The organism is Rhodanobacter humi (genome assembly GCF_041107455.1).
In the GTDB taxonomy this organism is placed as follows: Bacteria; Pseudomonadota; Gammaproteobacteria; order Xanthomonadales; family Rhodanobacteraceae; genus Rhodanobacter_A.
This window is the reverse complement of record NZ_JBGBPY010000001.1, coordinates 1,151,588-1,176,189: the sequence shown is the minus strand read 5'-3', so window position 1 is coordinate 1,176,189 and position 24,602 is coordinate 1,151,588. Positions and strand designations below refer to the sequence as shown.

Annotated in this window: 17 protein-coding genes; 9 read left to right on the top strand and 8 right to left on the bottom strand. The window is 69.0% G+C overall.

The window, feature by feature from the left end:
* Positions 1-27 precede the first annotated feature (27 nt).
* Entirely contained in the window at positions 28-1,920 is a 1,893-nt protein-coding gene (gene dxs / locus AB7878_RS05345) for a 1-deoxy-D-xylulose-5-phosphate synthase (RefSeq protein ID WP_369493361.1), read from the bottom strand.
* 82 nt (positions 1,921-2,002) lie between these two features.
* Positions 2,003-2,602 (bottom strand): HNH endonuclease, encoded by a 600-nt coding sequence (locus AB7878_RS05340; protein ID WP_077482341.1) that lies wholly within the window; start codon positions 2,600-2,602, stop codon positions 2,003-2,005.
* Between the two features lie 302 nt (positions 2,603-2,904).
* Between AB7878_RS05340 and AB7878_RS05335 the strand changes: the two genes are divergently transcribed.
* Positions 2,905-3,678 carry a SapC family protein gene (locus tag AB7878_RS05335; protein ID WP_369493360.1) on the top strand — a complete coding sequence of 258 codons (774 nt, stop codon included), beginning with the start codon at positions 2,905-2,907 and terminating at the stop codon, positions 3,676-3,678.
* Between the two features lie 162 nt (positions 3,679-3,840).
* On the opposite strand, the gene AB7878_RS05330 is transcribed toward AB7878_RS05335, so the two are convergent.
* Complete coding sequence (locus tag AB7878_RS05330; RefSeq protein WP_369493359.1) at positions 3,841-5,805, bottom strand: CocE/NonD family hydrolase; 1,965 nt, start codon at positions 5,803-5,805, stop codon at positions 3,841-3,843.
* Between the two features lie 102 nt (positions 5,806-5,907).
* On the opposite strand from AB7878_RS05330, the gene AB7878_RS05325 reads away from it, so the two are divergent.
* The 4 genes from AB7878_RS05325 (at position 5,908) to AB7878_RS05310 (ending at position 12,064) form a co-directional block, all read left to right on the top strand.
* Complete coding sequence (locus AB7878_RS05325; protein ID WP_369493358.1) at positions 5,908-7,293, top strand: TolC family protein; 1,386 nt, start codon at positions 5,908-5,910, stop codon at positions 7,291-7,293.
* Positions 7,290-8,396 carry an efflux RND transporter periplasmic adaptor subunit gene (locus AB7878_RS05320; protein ID WP_369493357.1) on the top strand — a complete coding sequence of 369 codons (1,107 nt, stop codon included), beginning with the start codon at positions 7,290-7,292 and terminating at the stop codon, positions 8,394-8,396. The genes AB7878_RS05325 and AB7878_RS05320 overlap by 4 nt, the downstream gene beginning before the upstream one ends.
* 11 nt (positions 8,397-8,407) lie before the next feature.
* Positions 8,408-11,491: an efflux RND transporter permease subunit gene (locus AB7878_RS05315; RefSeq protein WP_369495722.1), complete on the top strand. Its 3,084-nt coding sequence runs from the start codon at positions 8,408-8,410 to the stop codon at positions 11,489-11,491.
* Between the two features lie 270 nt (positions 11,492-11,761).
* Complete coding sequence (locus AB7878_RS05310; RefSeq protein WP_369493356.1) at positions 11,762-12,064, top strand: PepSY domain-containing protein; 303 nt, start codon at positions 11,762-11,764, stop codon at positions 12,062-12,064.
* Between the two features lie 57 nt (positions 12,065-12,121).
* Here AB7878_RS05310 and AB7878_RS05305 read toward each other — a convergent pair whose 3' ends face one another.
* Positions 12,122-12,595, bottom strand: a complete 474-nt coding sequence (locus AB7878_RS05305; RefSeq protein ID WP_369493355.1) for a GNAT family N-acetyltransferase — start codon at positions 12,593-12,595, stop codon at positions 12,122-12,124.
* 130 nt (positions 12,596-12,725) lie between these two features.
* Between AB7878_RS05305 and AB7878_RS05300 the strand changes: the two genes are divergently transcribed.
* Together AB7878_RS05300 and AB7878_RS05295 are read left to right on the top strand one after the other, a co-directional pair.
* A complete protein-coding gene (locus AB7878_RS05300; protein WP_369493354.1) occupies positions 12,726-14,198 on the top strand; it encodes an RNB domain-containing ribonuclease in 1,473 nt (490 codons plus the stop codon).
* A gap of 208 nt (positions 14,199-14,406) precedes the next feature.
* Complete coding sequence (locus AB7878_RS05295; protein WP_369493353.1) at positions 14,407-17,619, top strand: EAL domain-containing protein; 3,213 nt, start codon at positions 14,407-14,409, stop codon at positions 17,617-17,619.
* A 67-nt stretch (positions 17,620-17,686) separates the two neighbouring features.
* Here the strand turns inward: AB7878_RS05295 and AB7878_RS05290 are convergent, their stop codons facing one another.
* On the bottom strand, positions 17,687-18,292 hold the full coding sequence (locus tag AB7878_RS05290; RefSeq protein ID WP_369493352.1) for an OmpA family protein: 606 nt from the start codon (positions 18,290-18,292) through the stop codon (positions 17,687-17,689).
* Between the two features lie 208 nt (positions 18,293-18,500).
* On the bottom strand, positions 18,501-19,505 hold the full coding sequence (locus AB7878_RS05285; protein WP_369493351.1) for an Lnb N-terminal periplasmic domain-containing protein: 1,005 nt from the start codon (positions 19,503-19,505) through the stop codon (positions 18,501-18,503).
* A 117-nt stretch (positions 19,506-19,622) separates the two neighbouring features.
* Here AB7878_RS05285 and AB7878_RS05280 point away from each other — a divergent pair, with 117 nt between their 5' ends.
* A complete protein-coding gene (locus AB7878_RS05280; protein WP_369493350.1) occupies positions 19,623-21,500 on the top strand; it encodes an esterase/lipase family protein in 1,878 nt (625 codons plus the stop codon).
* A gap of 80 nt (positions 21,501-21,580) precedes the next feature.
* On the opposite strand, the gene AB7878_RS05275 is transcribed toward AB7878_RS05280, so the two are convergent.
* Both AB7878_RS05275 and AB7878_RS05270 read right to left on the bottom strand, forming a co-directional pair.
* Entirely contained in the window at positions 21,581-23,356 is a 1,776-nt protein-coding gene (locus tag AB7878_RS05275; RefSeq protein WP_369493349.1) for an acyl-CoA dehydrogenase C-terminal domain-containing protein, read from the bottom strand.
* 27 nt (positions 23,357-23,383) lie between these two features.
* On the bottom strand, positions 23,384-23,881 hold the full coding sequence (locus AB7878_RS05270; protein WP_369493348.1) for a hypothetical protein: 498 nt from the start codon (positions 23,879-23,881) through the stop codon (positions 23,384-23,386).
* Between the two features lie 122 nt (positions 23,882-24,003).
* Here AB7878_RS05270 and AB7878_RS05265 point away from each other — a divergent pair, with 122 nt between their 5' ends.
* Complete coding sequence (locus tag AB7878_RS05265) at positions 24,004-24,471, top strand: SET domain-containing protein (RefSeq protein WP_369493347.1); 468 nt, start codon at positions 24,004-24,006, stop codon at positions 24,469-24,471.
* The last annotated feature ends 131 nt before the right edge of the window (positions 24,472-24,602 follow it).

The following is a 24,602-nucleotide window of genomic DNA, read 5'->3' as shown; positions in this document are numbered from 1 at the left end:
GCGTCGTCGCATGACCGGAACAGGCTCTCAGCCCGCGCTGGCGAGGCTGGCGCCGGCGAGCTGCGGGAAGCGGGTGTGGATCGCGTGGCGGATGCCGGGCAGGTCGAGGCCGGCCATGCTCAGTACTTCCTCGCGGCTGCCGTGTTCGAGGTAGGCGTCCGGCAGGCCCAGGTGCAGGATCGGCTTGACGATGCCGTGCGCGGCCAGGCATTCGGCCACGGCGCTGCCCGCGCCGCCGGCGATCGCGTTGTCTTCCAGGGTGACGAAGGCGTCGTGGGTTTTCGCCAGTTCCACGATCAGCGTCTCGTCCAGCGGCTTCACGAAGCGCATGTTGACGAGCGTCGCGTCGAGCTCGCCGGCGATCACCGCGGCGGGCGCCAGCATCGCGCCGAAGCTGAGCAGGGCGAGGCCGTGGCCGCGCCGGCGCAGCTCGGCCTTGCCGATCGGCAAGGTGTCGAGTTCGGGGCGGATCGCGATGCCGGGGCCGGTGCCGCGCGGGTAGCGGATCGCGGCGGGGCCGGCGTACTGGAAGCCGGTCGAGAGCATCATCCGGCACTCGTTCTCGTCGGCCGGCGCCATGATCACGAAGTTGGGCAGGCAGCGCAGGAACGAGAGGTCGAAGCTGCCCGCGTGGGTGGCGCCGTCCGGGCCGACCACGCCGGCGCGGTCGATCGCGAAGGTGACGTCGAGGTTCTGCAGCGCCACGTCGTGGATCGCCTGGTCGTAGGCGCGCTGCAGGAAGGTGGAGTAGATCGCCACCACGGGCTTGGCACCTTCGCAGGCCATGCCCGCGGCCAGCGTCACCGCGTGCTGTTCGGCAATCGCCACGTCGAAGTAGCGCTCGGGATATTCCCTGGAGAAGCGCACCAGGCCGGAGCCTTCGCGCATCGCCGGGGTGATGCCGAGCAGGCGTGTGTCGGCCGCAGCCTGGTCGCACAGCCAGTCGCTGAAGATGTCGGTGTAGGTCGGCCTGGCCGGCGCGTTCTTCTTGACCAGACCGGCCTGCGGGTCGAACGGGCCCACCGCGTGGTACTCGATCTGCGCCTCTTCGGCCGGGGCGTAGCCCTTGCCCTTGGTGGTGATCACGTGCAGCAGCTGCGGGCCGGGCAGGTTCTTCACCGTGCGCAGCGCGGCCAGCAGCTGCGGGATGTTGTGGCCGTCGATCGGGCCGGTGTAATGGAAGCCCAGCTCCTCGAACAGCGTGCTCGGCACGAACATGCCCTTGGCGTGTTCCTCCCAGCGCTTGACGAAACGGCCCACGAAGGACTGTTTCGGGATCGCCCGCTTGGCGCGCTCGCGCACCGCGTTGAGCCGGCGGCTGGCCAGCGCACGCGACATCATCTTGGTCATCGCGCCCACGTTCTCGCTGATCGACATGCCGTTGTCGTTGAACACCACCAGCATGTTCGGTTCGACATCGCCGCCGTGGTTCAGCGCCTCGAACGCCATGCCCGCGGTCATCGCGCCATCGCCGATCACCGCGACGACCTTGCGGTGGTCGCCCTTGTGCTGCGCGGCGATCGCCATGCCCAGCGCCGCCGAGATCGAGGTGGACGAGTGGCCGACGCCGAAGGTGTCGTACTCGCTCTCCTCGCGGCGCGGGAACGGCGCCAGGCCGTCCTTCTTCTTGATCGTGGTGATGCGCTCGCGCCGGCCGGTGAGGATCTTGTGCGGGTAGCACTGGTGGCCCACGTCCCACACCAGGCGATCGGTGGGCGTGTCGAACACGTGGTGCAACGCCACGGTGAGTTCCACCACGCCCAGCCCCGCGCCGAAGTGGCCGCCGGAACTGGCCACGGCCTCGATCAGGTACTGGCGCAGCTCGTCGGCGACGGCGGGCAGTTCCTCGTCGGGGACGCGGCGCAGGTCGGCCGGCGCCTCGATGGCCGCCAGATGGGGGTAGCGTGCAGGATCTTTCATCCGCGTATTGTTGAGCCAGCGGCGGGGCGCGGCAAGGGCGGGGGCCGGGCGCAATCCGGGCGCGTGGGCGCCATCGACCCTGTCAGGCGGCTTGCGGACGCCGGTCCCGCGGCAGGTGGCTGACCAGGAATTCCATCTGGTCGGCCAGGATGTTGCGGTTGGACAGGATCAGGTGCTCCACCCAGCTCGGCCGGTACGGCACGGCCAGCAGCGGCATATGCGCCTGCTGCGGGGTGCGGCTGCCTTTCCTGAGATTGCAGGCCAGGCAGGCGCTGACCACGTTCTCCCATTCGTCGCGGCCGCCCTTCGATACCGGCTGCACGTGGTCGCGGGTCAGCTCGCCGCGGTTGAAGTGCTCGCCGCAGTACAGGCACAGGTGGCGGTCGCGGGCGAACAGCGCGGTGTTGGTGAGTGCGGGGGCGGGGTCGATCGCGTGCTCGTGGCAGTGGCCGGTGCTGGCCACGATGGGGTGCAGGTCAAGCCGGCTCTGCGCGCCCAGCATGCGGTTGTGGCCGCCGTGCACGGTGAGGCAGGGATCGCCCAGCGTCCAGGCCACCGCGCCGCGCACATAGAGGCACACGGCATCCTGCCAGCTGATCCAGTCCAGGATGCGGCCGGCGGCGTCCAGCGACAGCACGCGGGTCGAATATAGGTCGGCCCGGTTCGTGACTTCCATCAGCATGCGGTTCGTCCTTCCTCACAGAAAGAGCGCTGCGGCCATGCAACGGTGCTCGGATGCAGTGCAGCATAGACCAATAAATTGAAAAGTGCGGCCATGGATGGCCGCCCGTGTGATCCTGCGATCAAGGACGATCGCAAAAGTACAGCTAACTCTTTGCGGTCAATCAGATAGGTCCCGTGCCGGGGATTCGCGGACGGGCACGGGCGCTGATATAGTGGTCGTTCATCTGTAGACCCGACGCCGGGTTTGGGAGGGGAAGCCGATGGTGGCAACCCCGGCACGGCGGGGCAGAGGTAAATCACGTGGCTGAAGTTCTTTTCTACGAGCGCCCGGTGCCGCTCAACCGCAACGACCACAAGGATCTGCGCCTCAAGCCGATCCCGAACATGAAGTTCGCGCTGGGCGCGCATTCCGTGCCGCTGACCGGCGTGGAGTTCGGCCTGGCCGCGCGCGACCTGCCGATCGTGTTCGCCGGCAACGACCTCGCCGACGCCGGTCCGGTGGCGCTGCTGGGCCTGCGCCAGAACGAGAACCTGTTCGTCGACGCCGAAGGCCAGTGGACGCCGAACATCTACATTCCCGCCTTCGTGCGTCGCTACCCGTTCGTGCTGGCCGAGAAGCCGGCCGGCCAGGAAGGCGACGACTTCGCCGTGTTCCTCGACGAGGGTTACGAGGGTTTCGGCGCCGAGGGCGATCGCCTGTTCAACGAGGACGGCAGCGATACCGAGCTGCTGAGCCGCGCCGTGGGCTTCCTCGGCGAGTTCCAGCAGCACGTGGCGCGCACCCGCTGGTTCATGGACCAGCTGCGCAAGCACAACCTGCTCGAAGCCCGCAACATGAGCCTGCGCAAGGGCGCGCCGGACAGCCAGGACGGCCACGTGATCAACCTCAACGGCTTGTTCGTGGTCAACGAGGAGAAGCTGCGCCAGCTCGACGAGAAGACCGCCCAGGAGTTCCTGCGCGAGGGCGTGCTCGGCTGGATCTACGCGCACCTGATGTCGCTCAACAACATCGACCGCCTGGGCCAGCGCCTGGGCGAGCGCGAGCAGGCCGAGTCGGGCGCTCCCCGGAACTGAGGCAAGTAGCGTTTCGTGATTGGAAAACGCCGCGACGGGGAACCGTCGCGGCGTTTTCTTTTCTTTTGCGATCGTCCTTGATCGCGAAGATCAAATGGGCGGCCATCCATGGCCGCACTTTTCAATGACCTGAAAGTTGGCGGTAGAGCGCGCTTGCCGGGATCAGTTCGCCACCACCGGAAGCGCGATGTAGCTGGCTTCGCCGGGCGCGTGGTAGATGCGCTGGGTGGCTTTCACGTAGTCCGCCGGCCTGGCCAGGAAGATGTTCGGCACGTAGGTCTGCGGGTTGCGGTCGTACAGCGGGAACCAGCTCGACTGCACCTGCACCATGATGCGGTGGCCGGGCAGGAACACGTGATTCGCGGCGGGCAGGTCGAAGCGGTAGGCCAGCGGCTTGTCCGGAGCCAGCGCTTCGGGTTTGTCCCAGCCGCTGCGGTAGCGGCCGCGGAAGATGTCCATCGCCACCGCGAGCTGGTAGCCGCCCATTTCGGGCTGTTCGGCCACCTGGTCGGGGTAGACGTCGATCAGCTTCACCACCCAGTCGCTGTCGGTGCCGCTGGTGGAGGCGACCAGATGCACCACCGGCGCGCCGGCGATGGTCAGCGGCTCGGTGAGCGGCGCCGTTTCGTAGCTGAGCACGTCGGTGCGGCCGGAGGCCTCGCGCTGGTCGTCGACCAGCCACTGCGACCAGGTGAGGCCGTGGTCGTAGCCGATCGGCTGGATCGGTCGCGCGCGGAACGGCACCGGGTGTGCGGGATCGGAGATGTATTCGTCGTAGGCATTGCCTGCGGCGGGTGCGTCGAAGCCGAGCTGCAGGCCGGGCTCCAGATACAGCGCACGGTCCTTGCGGGCGCAGCCGTTGTCGCAGGCCAGCGGCCAGCGGTCCAGCCGCTGCCATTGGTTGGTGCCGGTCTGGAAGGCGGTGACCGGGGCGAGGTTCGCCTTCGGTGCACCATCCTTGAGGTATTGCGCGAGGAACGGCCGCAGGATGTGCTGGCGGAAGTACTTCGCGGTGTCGCTGCCGAAGCGGATCGCGCCCAGCGCACTGCCTTCCGCGATCTCCTGGCCGTGGTGCCACGGACCCATCACCAGCTTCACCATGTCGCCGGTCTTGTCCTTCGGCTTGATCGCGCGATAGACGGCCAGCGCGCCGTAGATGTCCTCCTGGTCCCACAGGCTGTGCACCAGCATCACCGGCACGCTGAGCGGTTGTGCGGCGAGCACCTTGTCCACCGCCTGCTGCTGCCAGAACGCGTCGTAGGCGGGGTGGGCGAGGATCTTGTTCCAGAAGCCCAATTGCTGCATGCCGTAGGCGTTACCCATCGCGCCGGCGGAGCCGTAGTGCATGAACAAGTCGTACTCGTCGTGGTAATTCGTCCACCACTTGACCTTGTTGTCGCGGCTGGCCTCCTGCTCGTAGATGTAGCTGAGGTTCTGCTCGCGGAAGGCGCCATGGTGGAACCAGTCGTCGCCCATCCAGCCGTCGACCATCGGGTTCATCGGCACCGCCGCCTTCAGCGCGGGATGCGGATGCACCAGCGACATCAGCGGTTCGAAGCCGTCGTAGGAGATGCCGATGGTGGCGACCTTGCCGTTCGACTCGGGGATGTTCTTCACCAGCCAGTCGATGGTGTCGTACGTGTCGGTGGCGTCGTCCACCGGCGTGGGATTGAGCGGGCCGTGCACCGGGCGGTTCATCACGTAGTCGCCCTCGGAGCCGTACTTGCCGCGGATGTCCTGGATCACGCGGATGTAGCCGTCCTCCACGATCACGTCGGCGGCGTTGTCGTAGCCCTGCAGCAGCGGTTCGAGGTGGCCGCTCATGAAGTTGTGGCTGAGCTCGTGGGCGTCGTAGGGCGTGCGCGTGAGCACGATGCCGGCGTGTTGCGCACCCTTGGGGATCAGGATCACGGTGTTGAGCTTCACGCCGTCGCGCATGGTGATCATCACGTCGCGCTCGACGTAGTCCAGGTCGGCGGTGGCCGGCTTGAAGCTGGCCGGCGTCTCGCTGGGGTAGTCGGGGTATTTCGCCTGCGGCGCATCCTGCGCGGGCAGCGCGCCGCTGGCGGCGATCAGCAAGGCGAGCAGCGCAGTCCGCAGCCCCGCAGTGATACGGCGTGATGTCATGGTGATCGATTCCCCTGGAGGACAGGCCAGCCCAGCTTACTGCGCGTGGTCTCGCTCGACCACGATAAGAAAGCCCTAAGCGCGCCCCGGCAAGCTGTGTCCATGATCCTCGACGCTCGGCTACCGCCATTCGCTCGCGCCGGGCTGTTGACGACAGCCGCGGCCACGCTGTTGTGCGCCTGCGCCACCTACCATCCGCTGCCCTTGGGCAAGGGCGAAGGCGCCGCCAGCGCCGCGCAGCTCAGCGTGCCGGCCAGCGCGATGCCGGTGCCGGAACTGGCCACGCATCGCTTCGATCCCGCCGACGGCCTGGACGTCACCGAGGTGGCGATGCTGGCGGTGGCGAACAGCCCCGACCTGAAGCTGCAGCGCGATGCGCTGGGCATCGCCCGCGCGCAGGCCTTCGCCGCGGGGCTGCTGCCCGATCCGCAGCTGGGTTTCGGCGCGGACTTTCCGCACAACTCCGGCGGCGGCCTGACCAAGGCCTACAACCTCGGCCTCAGCGAGGACGTGAGTGCCTTGCTGCTGCGTTCCTCGCGCAAGCACGCGGCGAACGCGCAGGCCGAGCAGGTAAACCTCGATCTCTTGTGGGCGGAATGGCAGACCATCGCGCAGGCGCGCTTGCTGTTCGATCAGGTGCAGAGCCTGCGGGCGCAGCAGGTCGAACTGGACGCCGAGCAGCAGGCGCTGGCGCCGGTGGACCAGGCGGTGCAAGCGGCGCTGCATGCCGGCAACCTCAACTACGACAGCGCCAGTGCGGGGCTCAACGCGATGGCCGACGCGCGCAAGCGTGCAGGCGACAACGCAGTGGCGCTGCACCAGGCCGAAAGCGACCTGCGCCAGCTGCTGGGCCTTGCGCCCACGGCGCCGCTGGATCTGGTGGGTGCGCCGTACAAGGTCGATCCCGACGCCGCGCAGCTCACGGCCGCGCTGGCCGATTTGCCGAAGCGGCGCCCCGACCTGCTGGCGCTGCAGGCCGGCTACCGCGCGCAGGAGGCGACGCTGCGCGGTGCGATCCTCGCCCAGTTCCCCGCGATCACCGTGGGCCTCACCCGTGCGCGCGACACCAGCAACATCACCACCAACGGCTTCAGCATCGGCATCACGCTGCCGCTGTTCGACCGCAACCGCGGCAACATCGCGATCGAAACCGCCACCCGCCAGCAGCTGAAGGACGACTACGACGCGCGCCTGCTGGCCACGCGCAGCGACATGCAGCGGCTCGTGGCCGATCTCGCCACGCTGGACCGGCAGCAGACGGCACAGACCGAGCACGCGCAGCGTCTCGATGCGGCGCGCACTGCCGCCGAGCAGGCATGGAAGAACGGCCTGCTCGACTGGCCCACCTATCTCGCCATCCGTGGCAACGCGCTGGCCGCCGACACGGACCTGGTCGCGTTGCGGCAGGCCCGTTCCACCGCCGCGATCGCGCTGGAGGCCTTGCTCGGCCGCACGGATTTCGTCATGCAACAGGCGTCCAAACGATGAAACAGGTTTTTCTCGCGCGCTGCGCCGCGTTGGCCGTCACGGCCTTGCTGCTGGCCGCCTGCAGCAAGGGCGGCGACGACGACAACGCCGCCGATGATGCCAAGGGCGTGGCGCTGGTCACCACGGTAATGCCGGTGCAGCAGAGCTTCCACGACAGCGTGGCGGCCTGGGGCAGTGCAGTGGCCAATCCGCATGCCGCGCGCTCGGTCAGCCTCGCGCACGGCGGCCAGGTGATCGCGCTCAAGGTGAGCGCGGGGCAGACGGTCAGGCGCGGCCAGCCGCTACTGACGGTGGCGCCCGATCCGGCGGCGCGCAGCGCGTACCAGCAGGCGCAGAGCGCGGCGACGCTGGCGCAGGGCGAGTTGCAGCGCACCGAGCAAATGGCGGCACAGCATCTGGCCACTGCTTCGCAAGTCGCCACCGCGCGCAAGACGCTGGCCGATGCGCAATCCGCGCTGGCGGCGCAACAGGCGTTGGGCGGTGGCGACGCGCAGGAAACCGTGGCGGCGCCGGACGACGGTGTGGTCACCACCGTGTCGGTGACGCTGGGCGACCGCTTCGCCGCGAACGCGCCGCTGCTGGTCTTCATGCCCGCGCACGCGCTGATCGCGGCACTGGGCGTGCAGCCCGACGTGGGCACGGCGCTGCGTGTGGGCATGCCGGTGTCCGTGCAGGGCGTGTATGGCGACGCGAAAGCGTTCACCGGCAAGCTCGTCATGGTGGGACGCGCGATCGATCCGCAAACTCATCTGCTGCCGGTGCAGGCCGAGATTCCCGCGGCTGCCGATGCCACGCTGGTGGCCGGCGCCGCGCTGCAGGCCGGCATCCAGAGCGACAGCTACGCCGCTTGGGCAGTGCCGCGCGCAGCCGTGCTGCACGATGAGCAGGGCGACTACCTGTTCCAGCTCGACCAGGGCAAGGCGCATCGCGTGGACGTGCAACTGCGCCAGCCGGCCGGCGATATCGTGGGCGTGCTCGGCAAGCTCGACGCGAAGCTGCCGGTGATCGTGCAGGGCGCCTACGAAGTGGACGACGGCGCGGCCGTGCGCCAGGGGGACAGCCACGCCGGGGACAGCCACGCCAAGAGCGAGCCCAAGCCGTGACGGCCGTACCGATGACGATCACCCAGTGGATGCATCGCCACCGGCGTTCGCTGCTGTTCCTCGCCTTGATCCTCGCCATCGGCGGCATCGCCGGCGCGTTCAACCTGCCGGTCTCGCTGTTTCCCAACGTCTCGTTCCCGCGCGTACGCGTGACGCTGGACGCCGGCGACCAGCCCGCCGCCCAGATGGTGGTGAGCGTGACCCGGCCGGTGGAGGAGGCGATCCGCCGCGTGCGCGGCGTGCGCGAGGTGCGTTCCACCACCAGCCGCGGCAGCGCCGAGATCAACATCGGCTTCGACTGGGGCGCGGACATGGGCCGCGCCCTGCTCGACGTGGACACCGCGATCGGCGAAGTGCTGCCGCGCCTGCCGCCCGGCGTGAACGTGGGCGCGATCCGGCTTGATCCCACGGTGTTCCCGATACTCGCCTACAGCCTGCGCTCCGACACGCTCACGCCCACCCAACTGCGCGACATCGCCGAGTTCCAACTGCGCCCGCTGCTATCCGGCGTCACCGGCGTGGCCCAGGTGGACGTGCAGGGCGGCGACGTGGCCGAGTTCCACGTGGACGTGGATGCGGCGAAGCTGCGCGCGCAAGGCCTCACCCTCGCCGACCTCGACCACGCGGTGGCGAGCGCCGCCACGATCCAGGCGATGGGCCGGCTGCAGGATCACTACAAGCTCTACCTGCTGCTGGCGAACAACCAGCCGGCGACGGCGGCGGCGCTGGGCGACATCGTGCTGCGCGCCGACGCGCACGGCGTGCTGCACCTCAGGGACGTGGCCACGGTGGGCATGAGCCACGAACCGCAATGGGTGCGCACCACCGCTGACGGCCACGACGCGGTGCTGATGCAGGTGTTCCAGCAGCCCAGCGGCAACAGCGTGCAGATCGCCCGCGACGTGAAGCAGCGCCTGGCCGATTACCAGCAGCAGGCGCCGAAGGGCCTGCACATCGCCAACTGGTACGACCAGACCCAGCTGGTGCTGGGCGCGGCCGGCAGCGTGCGCGACGCGATCCTGATCGGCATCGTGCTGGCGGGCCTGGTGCTGTTCGTGTTCCTGCGCAACGCGCGGGTGATCCTGGTGGCGCTGATCGTGGTACCGGCCACCCTGGCGACCACCGTGCTGCTGCTCGACCTGCTGCACATGAGCTTCAACATGATGACGTTGGGCGGCATGGCGGCCGCGGTGGGCCTGCTGATCGACGACGTGATCGTGATGCTGGAGCACATCATGCGCCGGTTGCGCGACGGCACGGGACCGGTGCGCGAACGCATCGCCGGTGCGGCGTGGGAATTCACCCGCCCGCTCACCGGCTCCAGCGCGGCCACCGTGGTGATCTTCCTGCCGCTGGCCTTCCTCACCGGCGTCACCGGTGCGTTCTTCCGGGCGTTGTCGCTGACCATGGCCAGCGCGCTGGTGATCTCCTACCTCTTGACCTGGGTGGCGGTGCCGCTGCTGGCCGAATGGCTGATCGACGAACGCCACGCCGTGGAGCATCCGCCGGGCCGTTTCTCGCAGCGCATGCTGGCGGGTTACGAACGCACGCTGGGTCGCCTGCTGCAGCGGCCGGTGCTGGTGCTGCTCGGGGTGATCCCGTTGCTGCTGGTCGGCGTGCTGGCCTACCGCCAGGTCGGCAGTGGCTTCATGCCGAAGATGGACGAGGGCGGCTTCGTGCTCGACTACCTCTCGCCGCCCGGCACCTCGCTGGACGAGACCGACCGCCTGCTGCGCCAGGTCGAGGCGATCGTCCATGCGAATCCCTATGTGGACACCTACTCGCGGCGCACCGGCCTGCAGCTCGGTGGCGGCCTCACCGAGGCGAACACCGGCGACTTCTTCGTGCGCCTGAAGAGCGGCTCGCGGCCGCCCACCAGCACGGTGATGGAGCAGGTCCGCGAACAGGTTGCAGCCCAGGTGCCGGGGCTGGACGTGGATGTCGCGCAGCTGATGGAAGACCTGATCGGCGACCTCACCGAAGTGCCGCAGCCGATCGAGATCAAGCTCTACGGCGACGACGAGACGCAGCTCGACGCCACCGCGAAGAAGGTGGCCGCGGCGATCGCCAAGGTCAACGGCGTGGCCGAGGTGCGCAACGGCATCAATCCCGCCGGCGATGCGCTGGACGTGCAGGTCGATCCGGTCAAGGCCGGCCTGTACGGGCTCGACCCGGTGGCGGTGGCGCAGCAGGTGTCCGACGCGGTGGCCGGCAACGTGGCGGCACAGCTGCCGCAGGGGCCGAAGATGATCGGTGTGCGCGTGTGGTTGCCGCCGGACTCGCGCGCGCAGCTGGAGCAGTTGCAGGCGTTGCCGATCCGCACCGCCGACGGCCACGTGCTGCCGCTGTCCGAGATCGCCACGATCCGTGCGGTGCAGGGTCAGCCGGAAATCAACCGCGACAACCTCAAGCGCATGGTGGCGGTGACCGCGCGCATCGTGGGCCGCGACCTCGGTTCCACCGTGGCTGACGTGAAGCAGGTGCTGGCCAAGCCGGGCCTGCTGCCGCCGGGTATGTACCACGAGCTGGGCGGCCTGTACGCGCAGCAGCAGATCGCGTTCCACGACCTCAGCATCGTGATGCTGGCTGCGATCGCGCTGGTGTTCACCCTGCTCTTGTTCCTGTACGAGAGCTTCCGCGTGGCGCTGGCGATCATGGTGGCGCCGCTGCTGGCCATGGCGGCGGTGTTCGTGGGCCTGTGGGTCACCGGCATCGAGCTCAACATCTCGGCGATGATGGGCATGACGATGATCGTGGGCATCGTCACCGAGCTGGCGATCTTCTACTTCACCGAGATGACCGACGCCGAGCAGCGCATGCCGCTGCACGAGGCCATGCGCTACGCCGGCCACCACCGCATGCGGCCGATCCTGATGTCCACCATCGCCGCCATCCTCACCCTGCTGCCGCTGGCGCTCGCGATCGGCCAGGGCTCGCAGATGCAGCAGCCACTGGCGGTGGCGATCATCGCCGGCATGCTGGTGCAGGTGCCCCTGGTGCTGCTGGTGATGCCTGTGATCTACGCAGTACTGCGTAGATCACAAAAGAACCCGCCGCACAACGAAGCCGAATCGCCCCGCATAGCCGATCGTTGAAGACCGCGAACCCGCTGGCACGTTCGCTCCCTCTCCCGCTTGCGGGAGAGGGTTGGGGAGAGGGCACACCCTTGCAGGGCTTTCAGTAACGAGACTGCGCGAAGCGCTGCCTCGCAGTCGACGTTCCCCGTGTACAACCTCCCGCGCCCCGTCCCTTTGGTTTTGCTCCCCTCCCCGCAAGTACCCCCTAAGCACCGCAGCGTAGCGTTCCCATGCCGCCGGCGATGCATGTGCCTCGCCGACGACACCTCAACTCCCAAGGAGCAGCCCATGCGCAAGTCCATCGTTCTCGGCCTGCCGTTCGCCCTGTGCGGCCTCGTGTTCGCCGCGCAGGCCGAAACCCCGGCCCAGCTCGCCGCCCAGGCGAAGATCAGCATGACCCAGGCACGCAAGATCGCCCTGCAGGCGGTGCCCGGCCAAGTGGTGAAACAGGAACTGGAAAAGGAGGCCGGCGGCAGCGGCCTGCGCTACTCGTTCGACATCAAGTCCGGCAAGGACACGCGCGAAGTGGGTGTGGACGCAAAGACCGGCAAGCTGCTGGAGAACTCGCTGGACAACAACGACGCCGATTGATGCCGGGTCCGGGCGTCACGGGAGCCGTGACGCCCGCGGCGACCGCGTGCCGTTCATTCAGCGCAGCGGCTTCGCCAACCGCAGCAGGTCCGCGCCGAAACCCGCCGCCTCGTACACCTTGCGTGCGCGCTCGTTGCCGGGGAACACCGCCAGCGTCACCAGTTGGCACTGGTGCTCGCGCGCCCACTGCTCCGCATGGGCCAGCAGCGCCTTGCCCACGCCGCGGCCCTCGTGCGCCGGCACCACCGCGAGATCCGAGATGTGGCAGTTGCTGCGGCCGGTGAAGAAATCCTCGGTGCGCTGCAGGTGCATGAAACCCACCCGCGTGCCGTCCGCGTCCTCGGCCACGAACAGGTGGCTGTTCGCGGGTTGATCCTCCAGGTGGCGCAGCAGATCGTCGCGGATGCCTTCGATGCATTCGTGGCGCCGCCGCCAGGACGGCAGCGGGAAATCCACGAAACGCGGCACCAGGGCCAGGATGAAATCGTCGTCGTCTTCGGCCAGACGGATCAGCAGGGACGGTTCGCTCATGGTCGTCGGGGGTGCGGGGACCTTCGCCGGTTCTACACCGTCGCGGCGCGCGACGGAAGTGCGTCGCGCCAGCCGGACGCGGCTATAGTGCGGGCTTCGTGCGCCGCCGCGCCCATGCCAGGGACGTCCCATGCCCGCCACCCGCATCCGCCTGCAGACCGGCGCCGACACCACGCTGGCGCAAGGCATCGCCGCGGTCCAGCGCGAAATGAAACTGCCGGGTGCATTCCCGCCCGAGGTCGAGGCCGCGGCGGCGCAGGCGGCGGCGCAACCGCGGCTGCCGGCGCTGGATCGCACCGACGTCCCGCTGGTCACGATCGACCCGCCGGGTTCGATGGACCTGGACCAGGCCATGCACCTGGAGCGGCAGGGCGGCGGCTACCGGGTGTACTACGCGATCGCCGACGTGGCCGCCTTCGTAGCGTCGGGCGATGCGGTGGATGCGGAAGCGCACCGCCGCGGCGAGACGCTGTACGGCGCTGATTCGCGCATCCTGCTGCATCCGCAGTCGCTCTCCGAGGGTGCCGCCTCGCTGCTGCCGGAGCAGCTGCGGCCCGCGCTGCTGTGGACGATCGACCTCGACGCAGGTGGCGAGATCGCCGCGATCGACGTGCGCCGCGCGCGGGTGCGCAGCCGCGCCCGGCTCGACTACGCCGGCGTGCAGCAGCAGCTCGACGCCGGCACCGCCGATCCGCTGTGGTCGCTGTTGCGCGAGGTGGGCGAGTTGCGCCAGCGCCGCGAGCAGGCGCGCGGTGGCATCAGCCTCGCGCTGCCCGAGCAGGAGATCAGCGTGGCGGACGGGCAGTGGCGGCTGGAATACCGCGTCAACCGACCGGTCGAGGACTGGAACGCGCAGATCTCGCTGCTCACCGGCATGGCCGCGGCGCAGCTGATGGTGAAGGGCAAGGTCGGCCTGCTGCGCACGCTGCCGCCGCCCGATCCGGCCGCGATCGCGCGGCTCAAGCTCACCGCGCAGGTGCTGGGCATCGCGTGGCCTGCGGCGCAGTCCTACCCCGACTTCATCCGCGCGCTGGATCCGTCGAAAGACGCGCATGTCGCGATGCTCACCGCCTGCACCACGGTGCTGCGCGGCGCCGGCTACGTGGCCTTCGACGGCGCGTTGCCCGCGCAGCCGCTGCAGTCCGCGCTCGCGGCGGAATACGCGCACGCCACCGCACCGCTGCGCCGGCTGGTGGACCGCTACGTGGGCGAGGTCTGCGTGGCCTTGTGCGCGAACCAGCCGGTGCCGGACTGGGCGCGCGCCGCGCTACCCGCGTTGCCCGAGCTGATGGCCGAGGCCGACCGCCGCGCACACCAGTACGAGCGCCAGGTGATCGACCTGGTCGAGGCGGTGCTGCTGGCGCCGCGCGTGGGCGAGACCTTCCAGGGCGCGATCGTCGAGGCGAACGGCGCGGAGCACGGTCGCGGCAACGGTAACGGCAACGGTGCGGCCGCGCACAGCGGCGTGGTGATGCTGCGCGATCCCGCGATCGAGGCCCGCGTCGGCTCCGCCGCACCGCTGCCGCTGGGGCAGGAGGTGACGGTGCGGCTGGCCGCGGCCGATCCGCTGCGGCGGCTGGTGCGCTTCGAGCTGGTGGGCTGAACGCCGCGTGCCGCCCGGCGCCCGCCAGTGCTGGAAGTTGATGGCACACCACTTGCGTGGTTGCACGTGAGTGCCGATGCTAGCCGTCATTGGGGAGGCGCCGGGCGGTAGTGGCATGCGCATGAGCGGCTGGGGTCTTCTTGCATGCATGGCATGGCTGTCGTGCAGTCCGGCCGCGATCGCCGCTGCCGCGGCATCCGTCCCCGCTGTGCCCACGCAAATCCGCGTGGTCGCGCCCGACGACTACCCGCCCTTCCTGTCGCTCGATGCGGACGGCAAGCCGCAGGGCTACGAGGTGGACCGGTGGAAGCTGTTCCAGGCGCACACCGGCATCCGCGTCGAGCTGGCGACCATGGACTGGCGGGCCGCCACGCAGGCGCTGCTGTCGGGACAGGCCGACGTGATCGACATGATCTACCACACGTCGGCACGGGATGCGCAATACGACTTCTCCCTGCCTTACGCCACGCTGCCTACGGGCGTCTACGTCGACCGGAGCGTCGAAGGCGTGCACGACCTGCCCTCCTTGCAGGGCTTGCAGGTGGGCGTGGATCGCGGCGATGCCTGCGGGCCGAAGCTGCAGTCGCTGGGTTTCACCGCGCTGCGGGAGTTCGGGGATGCGCGCCAGGTCGTTCGCGCGGCGATTCGCGGCAACCCGCGGGTCTTCTGCATGGACGAGAACCGGGCGTATCGCTATCTGTCCGAATCTGCCGCACTGGGCCGTTTCGAGCGGGCGTTCGTGCTCGACACCAGCCAGTTCCATTGGGCCGTGCGCAAGGGCAACACGGCGATGCTGCAGGCGGTGGAGCGCGGCATGGCGGGCATCGCGCCGGCCGAGCTGGTGGCGCTCGACAAGCGTTGGCTGGAGCATCCGCTCAGCCCGACACCCTACGGGCGCGCCGCCGGCATCGCGCTGGCGGCGGTGCTGGCGCTGATCACGCTGATGCTGTTGTGGGTGGGGACGCTGCGCCGCACCGTGGCGGCGCGCACGGCTGCGCTGAGGGCGGAAGAGGGCAAGCTGCGCGCGATCTTCGACGCCAGCCCGGACGCGATGTGGGTGAAGGATCTCCAGGGCATCTACCGCGACGGCAACGACCGTGCGGAGGCCTTGTTCCGCGCCGCTTGCGAGTCGCCGGCCGGACGGCGCTGCGACGAGCTGTTCGACGCGGCGTTCGCGGCCGGGATACGCGAGCTGGACGGCGAGGCGGCGCGGCTCGGGCGCAATGCCGGCGCCCTGCTGTCGCTGGCCGCCGGCAACGGCCAGAACCGGCAGTTCGAGGTCATCAGCGCGCCCTTGTTCACGGCGCAGGGCGAGCCGTACAGCGTGGTGAGCGCGGCGCGCGACGTCACCGAGCGACAGCTGGCCGAAACGCAACTGCAGCTGTGGGGGCATGCGTTCGAGAACGCCGCGTTCGGCGTGTACATCTGCGATGCGCGCAACATGACCCTGATCTCCGCCAACCCCACCTTCGCCAGCGAGCACGGCTACACGCCGGAGGAGATGGTGGGCATGCCGGTGGATGCGCTGTATCCGCCCGACCTGGTGGCCGAGCGCGCAGCCTTGCGCGCGAGGTCGGATCGGCTCGACCACTACGTGTGGGAAACCGAGCAAGTGGCGAAGGATGGCCGGCGCTTCCCGGTGCGGCTGGACTGCTCGGTGTTCCACGACGCCGACGGCCTGGCGCAGTACGTGCTCATCCATGCGCAGGACATCACCGAGCGCAAGCAGGCGGAGAACGAACTGCGCCTGGCCGCCGTCGCGTTCGAGACGCAGGAGGCCTCGATGGTGCTGGATGCCGACCAGGTCATCCAGCGCGTCAATCATGCCTTCACCCGGTTCACCGGATTCCTGCCCGACGAAGCGGTCGGGCAGCCGTCGTCGATGCTGCGGTCGCCGCAGCACGCGCCGGACGCCTACGACAGCCTCTGGGAAACGACGCGTCGCGTCGGCCATGGGCAGGGCGAGCTGTGGATCCACGTCAAGCGGGGCCAGCCCAGGGTGGCGCGTGTCGCGATTTCCGCCGTGCCGGGCGCCGGTGGCCAGCCAGGCCACTTCGTCTGCTCGATGATCGACCTGACCGGCGAGCGCGAGGCGCACGCGAGCGTCGATCGCATGACCTTCTTCGACCCGTTGACCGAACTGCCGAACCGGCATTTCCTGCACGGTCGCCTGCAGCACCTGCTGCGCGGGGCCGCCACGCACGGCGTCGCCCTGCTGCTGATCGACCTCGACCACTTCAAGCGGGTCAACGACCTGCGCGGCCACGCCGCCGGCGACCGCCTGCTGGCGCTGATCGCGCAGCGTCTGCGCAAGCTGCTGGACGAGGGCAGCGTGCTGAGCCGTTTCAGCGGCGGCACGTTCGCGTTGCTGCTGCCCTGCCGCGCGGTGGATCCGCTGGCGCGCACCGCGTTGGTGAGCGACTGCGCCGAGCAGGTGCGGGAGGCCTTGCGAATGCCGTTCCAGCTGGGCGACGACGTGCCGGTGAGGATGACGGTCAGCATCGGCTGGACCGAGCTGGTGCCGGGGCGCGACTCGCCGGAGTCGGTGCTCAAGCAGGCCGAGTTGGCGATGTACGCCGCCAAGGCCGGTGGGCGCGACCAGCTGCGCCGCTACGAGCCGGCCATGCAGGACGAGCTGGTGCAGCGCGAGGCGCTGGTCGGCGACCTGCGCCGCGCGATCGCCGAGGAGACGCTGGAGCTGCACCTGCAGGCGCAGGTCGACCGGCATGGGCGCGTGGTCGGCGCCGAGATGTTGCTGCGCTGGACCCGCCCCGACGGCGAGCAGATGTCGCCCGAACGGTTCATCCCCGTCGCCGAGGAGAACGGCCTGATCCTGCCGCTGGGTGACTGGGTGCTGCGGCGAGCCTGTGCGCAACTGGTGGCCTGGTCGGCGCGACCATCCAGCCGCAAGCTCGTGCTAGCGATCAACGTGAGCGCGCGGCAGTTCGCCCAGCCTGGCTTCGTGGACGACGTGTGCCGAGCGCTCGCCGCGAGCGGTGCCGACCCTGCGCAGCTGATGCTGGAGATCACCGAGACCGTGATCCTGGGCGATCTCGCCGAGGCCGCCGCCAAGCTGGCGCGCCTGCGTGCGCAAGGCATCCGCATCTCGCTGGACGACTTCGGCACCGGCTATTCCTCGCTGGCCTATCTCTCGCGTCTGCCGCTGGACCAGCTGAAGATCGACCAGGCCTTCGTGGCCCGCCTGCCGGAGGATGCGAACGACGCGATGGTCGCGCAGACCATCATCGGCATGGGTCGCGGGCTGGGCCTGGAGGTGGTGGCCGAGGGCGTGGAGACGGTGGCGCAGCACGACTTCCTGATGCGCGAAGGTTGCCATGGTTTCCAGGGTTATCTGATCTCCCGGCCGATGCCGCCTGTGCTGTTCGAGGCGATGCTGGAGCAGCATCTCGCCTCGGTGTGAGCGCACGCGACGCCAACGAAAAACGCCCGGGCAAGCCGGGCGTTTTCGTGTTGCGCGGAAACCGGTTTCAGGAAGTTGCCGGCGCCGAGGCCACCGCGCCGGCGCCGGTGGAATCCACCGTCAGCGAGACACGGCGGTTGTCGGCGCCGCGGTCGCGGCTGGCGCCCTTCACCACCTGGCGGTTCGCATCCTTGCCGTAGCTCACTGCGCGCACCTGGTCGGTGCCGATGCCGTTCTGCACCAGGAAGTCGCGCACCGCGTCGGCGCGCTGCATGCCCAGGCGATGGTTGTAGGCGCGCGAGCCGGCCGGGTCGGCGAAGCCTTCCACCGTGATCAGCACGTTCGGGTGGTACTTGCTGATCGTCTGCGCGAAGTTCTGCAGCGCCGGCTTGTCCTGGTCGTTCAGCGTGGCGCTGTTGAAGGCGAAGTGCGCCACGGTGTCCACGCTGACGCGGCCCTGCATCGCGGTGATCTGCGTGTCGTACTTGGAGAACTGCTCCTGCATCTGCTGCTTGATCGAGTCGATCTGCTGCTGCTGGTCCTGCTGCTTCTGCTGCAACTGCTGGATGGCGGCGCTGAAGTCGTCCTTCTTCACGTATTGCGAGCAACCGGCCAGGCCAACGGCCAGCATGCTCGCCGCCAGCACGGCGATTCGGGGGGAGGGGAGGTTCATCGCGTGTCTCCTGGGTGCGTGCCTGCGACATGATTGACAGCGGTGTGCAGGTCGTTCGAGGAAGCGTGTGGGGTGCTGCCGTTTCGACCCTACCCCATGTCGCGCGCATCGGAGCATTTCGCGGCATCGCTGCTGCGCTGGGATTCAGGTTCCTGTGCGGGTGGTGAAGATTCCGTTGCCGCATCGTGTGCACGATGCGGCATGTGCTTCAGCGCCGCGGTGCGCGGATCGCCGCGGAGAAATCCTCGCCCGGCCGGCTCGCGCGCGCACGCTCGGTGATGCGCGCGCGCGCGTTCCACTGCTGCAGCGTGAGGTGCTGGTCCAGCACGCCGATCTTGTAGAGATAACCGGGCAGGTAGCCGGTGAACAGCAGGCGCGGATCCAGCGGCAGGCCGGGATCGAGCTGGCGCGCCATGCGGTACACCATCGAGGCGCAGTTCGAGGTGACGGTGTTGTAGAACGCCGGCGTGGTCGCCAGCCGGTTCGCCTTGTCCACGTAGGACAGGAACAGCGCGCGCATCGTCGGTCGTTCGATCGCCAGCGGATAGAGATAGTCGTCCTCGCCGCGTGCGTTGGTGCGCACGCGGATCAGATCGCTTTCCGGCGCGGCGATCAGGATCGCCTCGAAATCCTTGAAGAAACCGCCGATCGAGGAGAACTGCTGGCCGCGCCGCTTGCGGATCTCCACCGAGAACACCAGGTGGCGGCCGTCGTCGAAGCCGAACGAGATCATCGCGTGGGCGATCGCCTGGCTGCCCCAGTGCGAGAGCACGGCGTCGGCGGAAACCAGATGGTCGAGGTCGTAGCTTTGCGTTTCCCAGCGCGCGTCGTAGTCGCTGTCGCTACGCCAGTGGAAGTCGCGCACGTTGTGCAGGACGACCACGTTGCCGTGCACCTCGCCGGCGAGCAGGCGCGCCACGTCGTCGGCCCAGGCATGGTCGTTGCGGGGTGTGATGCCCGACCACCAGACCAGCAGCAGCGCGTACAGCAGCGCGTAGCCGCCCAGCGGCCACCATGCGCGGCGCAGGATCGCCAGCGCGAACAGCGCCAGCACCAGTGCCGCCCACAACACGGCGCCCAGCGTGCGCAGCGCGGTGCCGCCGGGCAGCTGGTACCACAGCGCGAGTGCCCCCCAGGCGCCGGAGACGAAGGCGATCAATGCACCCAGCAGCAGCGCCAGGCCGCGTCCCATCGCGCGCAGGAAGTTCGTCATGCCAGTCTGCCTTGCCCGGATGCGGCCAGCCTGCCGCGATGCGCAGGGGAAGGCAACGGGGCGTCGGCGGCTGTGACTACAATCGTGCCAGTTGCCAGGGCGGAAGCGGGGCAGGGAATGCAGGGCGATTCGATCAGCTGGGCCTGGTTGCCGCGGCTTGCCATGACGGCGCTGCTGCTATGCCTCAATGCCTGCGCCATGGTGGGCGTAAGCCGGCTCAAGCCGAGCGACGTGGTGAGCGAGCGGCGCGCCGACGTGATCGGCAGCAAACAGTTCAGCGACGGCACCGTGCAGGCGCTGAACGTGGTGGCGTTGAACGCGAAGCAGTGCACGCAATCCTTCGCCAGCTGCACCGAAATCGTCGAGCACGCCAGCGGGCTCGACGAGGAGCGGCGGCTGTCCGCGCTGTCCGAGCTGTGGCTGGGCCGCGCGCTGCGCGGCGACAAGGGTCCCGCGATCGACGACGCCACGCTGGACGCCTACCTGCAGAGCGCGCGCTACGCCTACGCCTACCTGTTCTACACGAAGCGCACGCCTGCCGAGCGCGTATTCGACCAGCGCCAGGCCAAGGTGATCGCGTTCTACGACTACGCGGTGGAGCGCGTGGTGGGACGCTGGTTCGAGGAGCTGCCCAGGCTAAGCACCGGCTGGACGCAGACCGAGCTGGCGGGCTGGACCGTGCTGCGGCCGGATACCGACCTGCACCTGCGCGCCGCGCCGACGGAGCTGATCCCCGCTTCGGCGCTGCGCTTCAAGGGTCTGCGCAACGTCTACCGGCGCGACGGTTTCGGCTCGGACTTCGTGGCGGTGGCGCCGCCGCCCGCTCCGGATGCGCCGGCTGAACCGTGGCGCGAACCGCGTTACGCGGCGATGACCGGCGTGCTGGTGTTCGGCGGCCACACGCTGGACGAAGTGCTGGACACGCGGCAGGCACAGTTGCTGGTGCGCGATCCCTACCGCGACGCGGACGTCGCCATCGCCGGCCGCAGCGTGCCGCTGGGCGCGAACTTCACCGCGCCCTACGGCCTGTGGCTGGCCCGCTCCGGCTTCGCGATGCAGTCGATCCGCTCGCTGCTGGGGCGCGAGGGCGGCATCAAGGAGCCGCGCGTGCTGCTCATGCAGCCCTGGGATCCGGATCGCCTGACGGTGGTGATGCTGCACGGCCTGGCCAGCAGTCCCGAGGCTTGGGTCAACGTGGCGAACGAGGTGCTGGGCGACGAGCAACTGCGCCGCCACTACCAGGTGTGGCAGGTCTACTACCCCACCAACGCGCCGATCGCGGTGAACCTGATGCAGATCCGCCGCGCGCTGGACGCCACCATCCGCCACTTCGATCCCGGCGGAACCACGCGGGCCACGCACCACATGATGCTGGTGGGGCACAGCATGGGCGGGGTGATCGCGCGCCTGCTGGTGTCGTCCAGCGGCGACAAGCTGTGGAGCCTGGTGCCGGAGGGCAGTCGGCTCTCCGCCGCCAAGCGCACGCGGCTGCACAAGGCGCTGGAGCCCTACCTGCAGTTCTCGCCGATGCCGCAGGTGGATGAGGCGGTGTTCCTCGCCGCACCGCACCGCGGCACGCCGACGGCGCGGCACCGTCTCGCCCGCTGGGTGGCCGAGCTGATCCGCCTGCCGTTCAGCGTGCTCAAGGAAATGACCAGCATCTCCGACCTGCTCAAGGACGACAGCGGCAAGGGCGCGCCGCTGCACGTCTCCAACAGCGTGGACAACCTCAGCGACACCGACCCCTTCATCGTCGCCACCGAGAACCTGCCGATCTCGCCGGGCGTGCGCTACCACTCGATCATCGGCCTGTACAAGCCGCATGGCGAGCTGGCGCAGAGCAGCGACGGCGTGGTGCCCTACACCAGCGCGCATCTCGCGGGCGCGGCCTCCGAAGTGGTGATCCCGTCCTGGCACAGCGTGCAGGAGACGCCCGCGGCGATCCTCGAACTGCGCCGCATCATGCGGCAGCATCTGGCGCGCGAAAAACCGTAGGAGCGGCTTCAGCGGCGATTCGCCTTCGCGATAACGCAACGAAGAGCATCGCGGCTGAGGCCGCTCCTACAGGCGTGCGGTCAGGCGATGTCGGGCAGCGTCGCCACGCCGGCCTCGATCGCCGCCTTGTGCATCAGGGTGCGCGGCAGGATGCGGGCGAAGTAGAACGCGGCGGTGTCGCGCTTGGCCTGCTTGAATGCTGCGGATTGCATGCTTGCCTCGGCCGCGGCCACGCTGCGCGCCTGGAAGTAGGCGAGCGTGACGTAGCCCGAGTACCACAGGTAGTCCGTCGCGGCGGCGCCCAGTTCCTCGGGGTTCGCCGCCACGCGCTTGGCCAGCGCCGAAGTGAGCTCGCTCCATTCCTTCACGGCGGCAGCAAGCGGGCCGATCAATGGGCGCAGCGCGGTGTCGCCCGCGTGCGCCTTGCAGAATGCACCGATCTCTTCCAGGAAGTGCTTTGCGCCCACGCCCTGCAATTGGAGGATCTTGCGGCCCAGCAGGTCGGCGGCCTGGATGCCGGTGGTGCCCTCGTACAGCGTGATGATGCGCGCGTCGCGCACGAACTGCTCCATGCCGTTCTCGCCGATGTAGCCGTGGCCGCCGTACACCTGCAACGCCTCCTTGGTGCACTCCTGCGCGAGCTCGGTCACCACGCCCTTGGCGATCGGGATCAGGAAGGCGACCAGCTCGCCGGCGGCCTTGCGCGTGGCTTCGTCCACGCCGCGCGCCTCGATGTCGGTCTGCAGCGCGGTGTAGTAGAGCAGCGCGCGCGAGCCTTCCACGAAGGCGCGCTGGGTCAGCAGCATGCGGCGCACGTCGGGCTGCGCCAGCAGGTTGTCGGCCACCTTGTCGGGGAACTTCGCGCCGGACAGCGCGCGGCCCTGCAGGCGCTCGCGCGCGTAGTTCAGGCTGTTCTGCCAGGCGCGCTCGGCCAGCGCCAGACCCTGCACGCCCACCGACAGGCGTGCGGCATTCATCATGGTGAACATCGCCGCGAGGCCCTTGTGCGGCTGGCCGATCAGGAAGCCTTCCGCGCCGTCGAAGTTCATCACGCAGGTGGCCGAACCCTTGATGCCCATCTTGTGCTCGATCGCGCCGGCAAACGCGGCGTTGCGCACACCGAGCGAACCGTCCGCATTCACCTTGAACTTCGGCACGATGAACATCGAGATGCCGCGGCTGCCGGCCGGCGCGTCGGGCAGGCGCGCCAGCACCAGGTGCACGATGTTCTCGGCGAGGTCGTGTTCGCCTGCGCTGATGAAGATCTTGGTGCCGCTGATCGCGTAGCTGCCGTCGGCGTTCGGTTCGGCGCGGGTCTTGAGCAAGCCGAGGTCGGAGCCGGCCTGCGGCTCGGTGAGACACATCGTGCCGGTCCAGCGACCTTCCACGATGGGCTTCAGGTAGGTGTGCTGCTGCGCTTCGGTGCCGTGCAGCTCCATCGCGTGGCAGGCGCCTTCGCTGAGCAGCGGATACAGGCTCCACGCCAGGTTGCCGGACTGGAACAGCTCGGTGGTGGCGATGCCCAGCACGCCCGGCAGCGCCTGGCCGCCGAACGCCTCCTTCGCGGTGAGGCCGGCCCAGCCGCCGTCGGCGAAGGCCTTGAACGCCTCCTTGAAGCCCTTGGGCGTGGTCACCGCGTGGGTGGCCTTGTCGTAGTGGCAGCCTTCGGCATCGCCCGATGCATTGGTGGGCGCCAGCACCTGTTCGGCGAGCTTGCCGGCTTCCTCCAGCACCGCGTCCAGCAGATCGCGGCCGTGTTCTGCGCCGCCCTGCAGTTGCGTGAGCACGGCCTCGGCGCCGAGCAGGTCGAAAAGGGCGAAGCGCTGGTCGGCTAGCGGGGCCTTGTAGATCGTCATGGCGTTGCCTCTGGGACTGCGGAAGGATCAGCGAAAGGTGTGGGCGATGCCCGGCACCGGCGAGAGGTAATCGCGGTGCTGGAACGGGAAGTCGCGCGGGTTCTTGTCGTCCGGCCGGTCGGCCAGGTCCGGCAGGCAGTGCACCGTGCCGCTGACCGCGTAAGCCAGCGAGCCGGCGCTGCCCTTGGCCGCGACGGCCGCGAGCGCGTTGCCCATCGCGGGCGTGGGCAGCACGTCGAGCGTGGTCACATCGCCGGCGAAGGCCGGGATGTCGAGATCGAACGCGGCATGCAGGCGTACCGGGATGCCGTCGGCCACCTGCAGCGTGCCGTCGATGGCCTTGAAATCCATGCCGCCGTAGCTGTTGTTCTGGATGCGCACGGTGAGGCGCCACGCGCCGTTCGGCAGCACCTGCATCTGCTGCACGCTGAGCGTGGGCGGGAACACGCTCTTGCGCGGCGCACCGCAGGCCACCAGGGCGGCGGCGAGGGCGACGAGGACGAGGCAGCGGAGCAGTCGCTTCATGGATGCACCTCAAACGATTGTTTGAATCTTGACCCGGGGCCGGCGCGCGCGTCAATGCCGGGAGGTTTCCAGCGCAATGGACTGCAGGCATCATGGCGCGTTCCCCACCGATATCGATTGCCATGACCCGTCGCATCGTCGCCCGCCGTTCCCCCATCCACGGCAATGGCGTGTTCGCCGTCGCCCCGATCAAGAAGGGCGAGGAAGTCATCCAGTACAAGGGCACGCTGATGACCCACGCCGAGGCCGACGACATGTACGGCGACGGCGGCGAGACCGGCCACACCTTCCTGTTCACGCTCAACGACGACTACATCGTCGACGCCAACCGCCACGGCAACAGCGCGCGCTGGATCAACCACAGCTGCGCGCCGAACTGTCGCGCGGTGGTGGAGGAAAGCGCCGACGGCAATCCGCGCCACGACAAGGTGCTGATCGAGGCGATCCGCGCCATCAAGCCCGGCGAGGAGCTCACCTACGACTACGGCATCATCCTCGACGTGCCGCACACCGCGCGCCTGAAGAAGCTGTGGCAGTGCCTGTGCGGCGCACCGAACTGCATCGGCACGCTGCTCAAGCCCAAGCGCTGAGCCACCCGGCGGGCGCCGGTTTTAGTAGTGGCGCCGCCGTCTCCCGCGTCGAAGATTCCTGCCGTTCGGGTGTCTAGCCAGCCGGCAAAAAGCGCCCCTATACTCCGCGGACACGCGCGTCGGGGGGACGG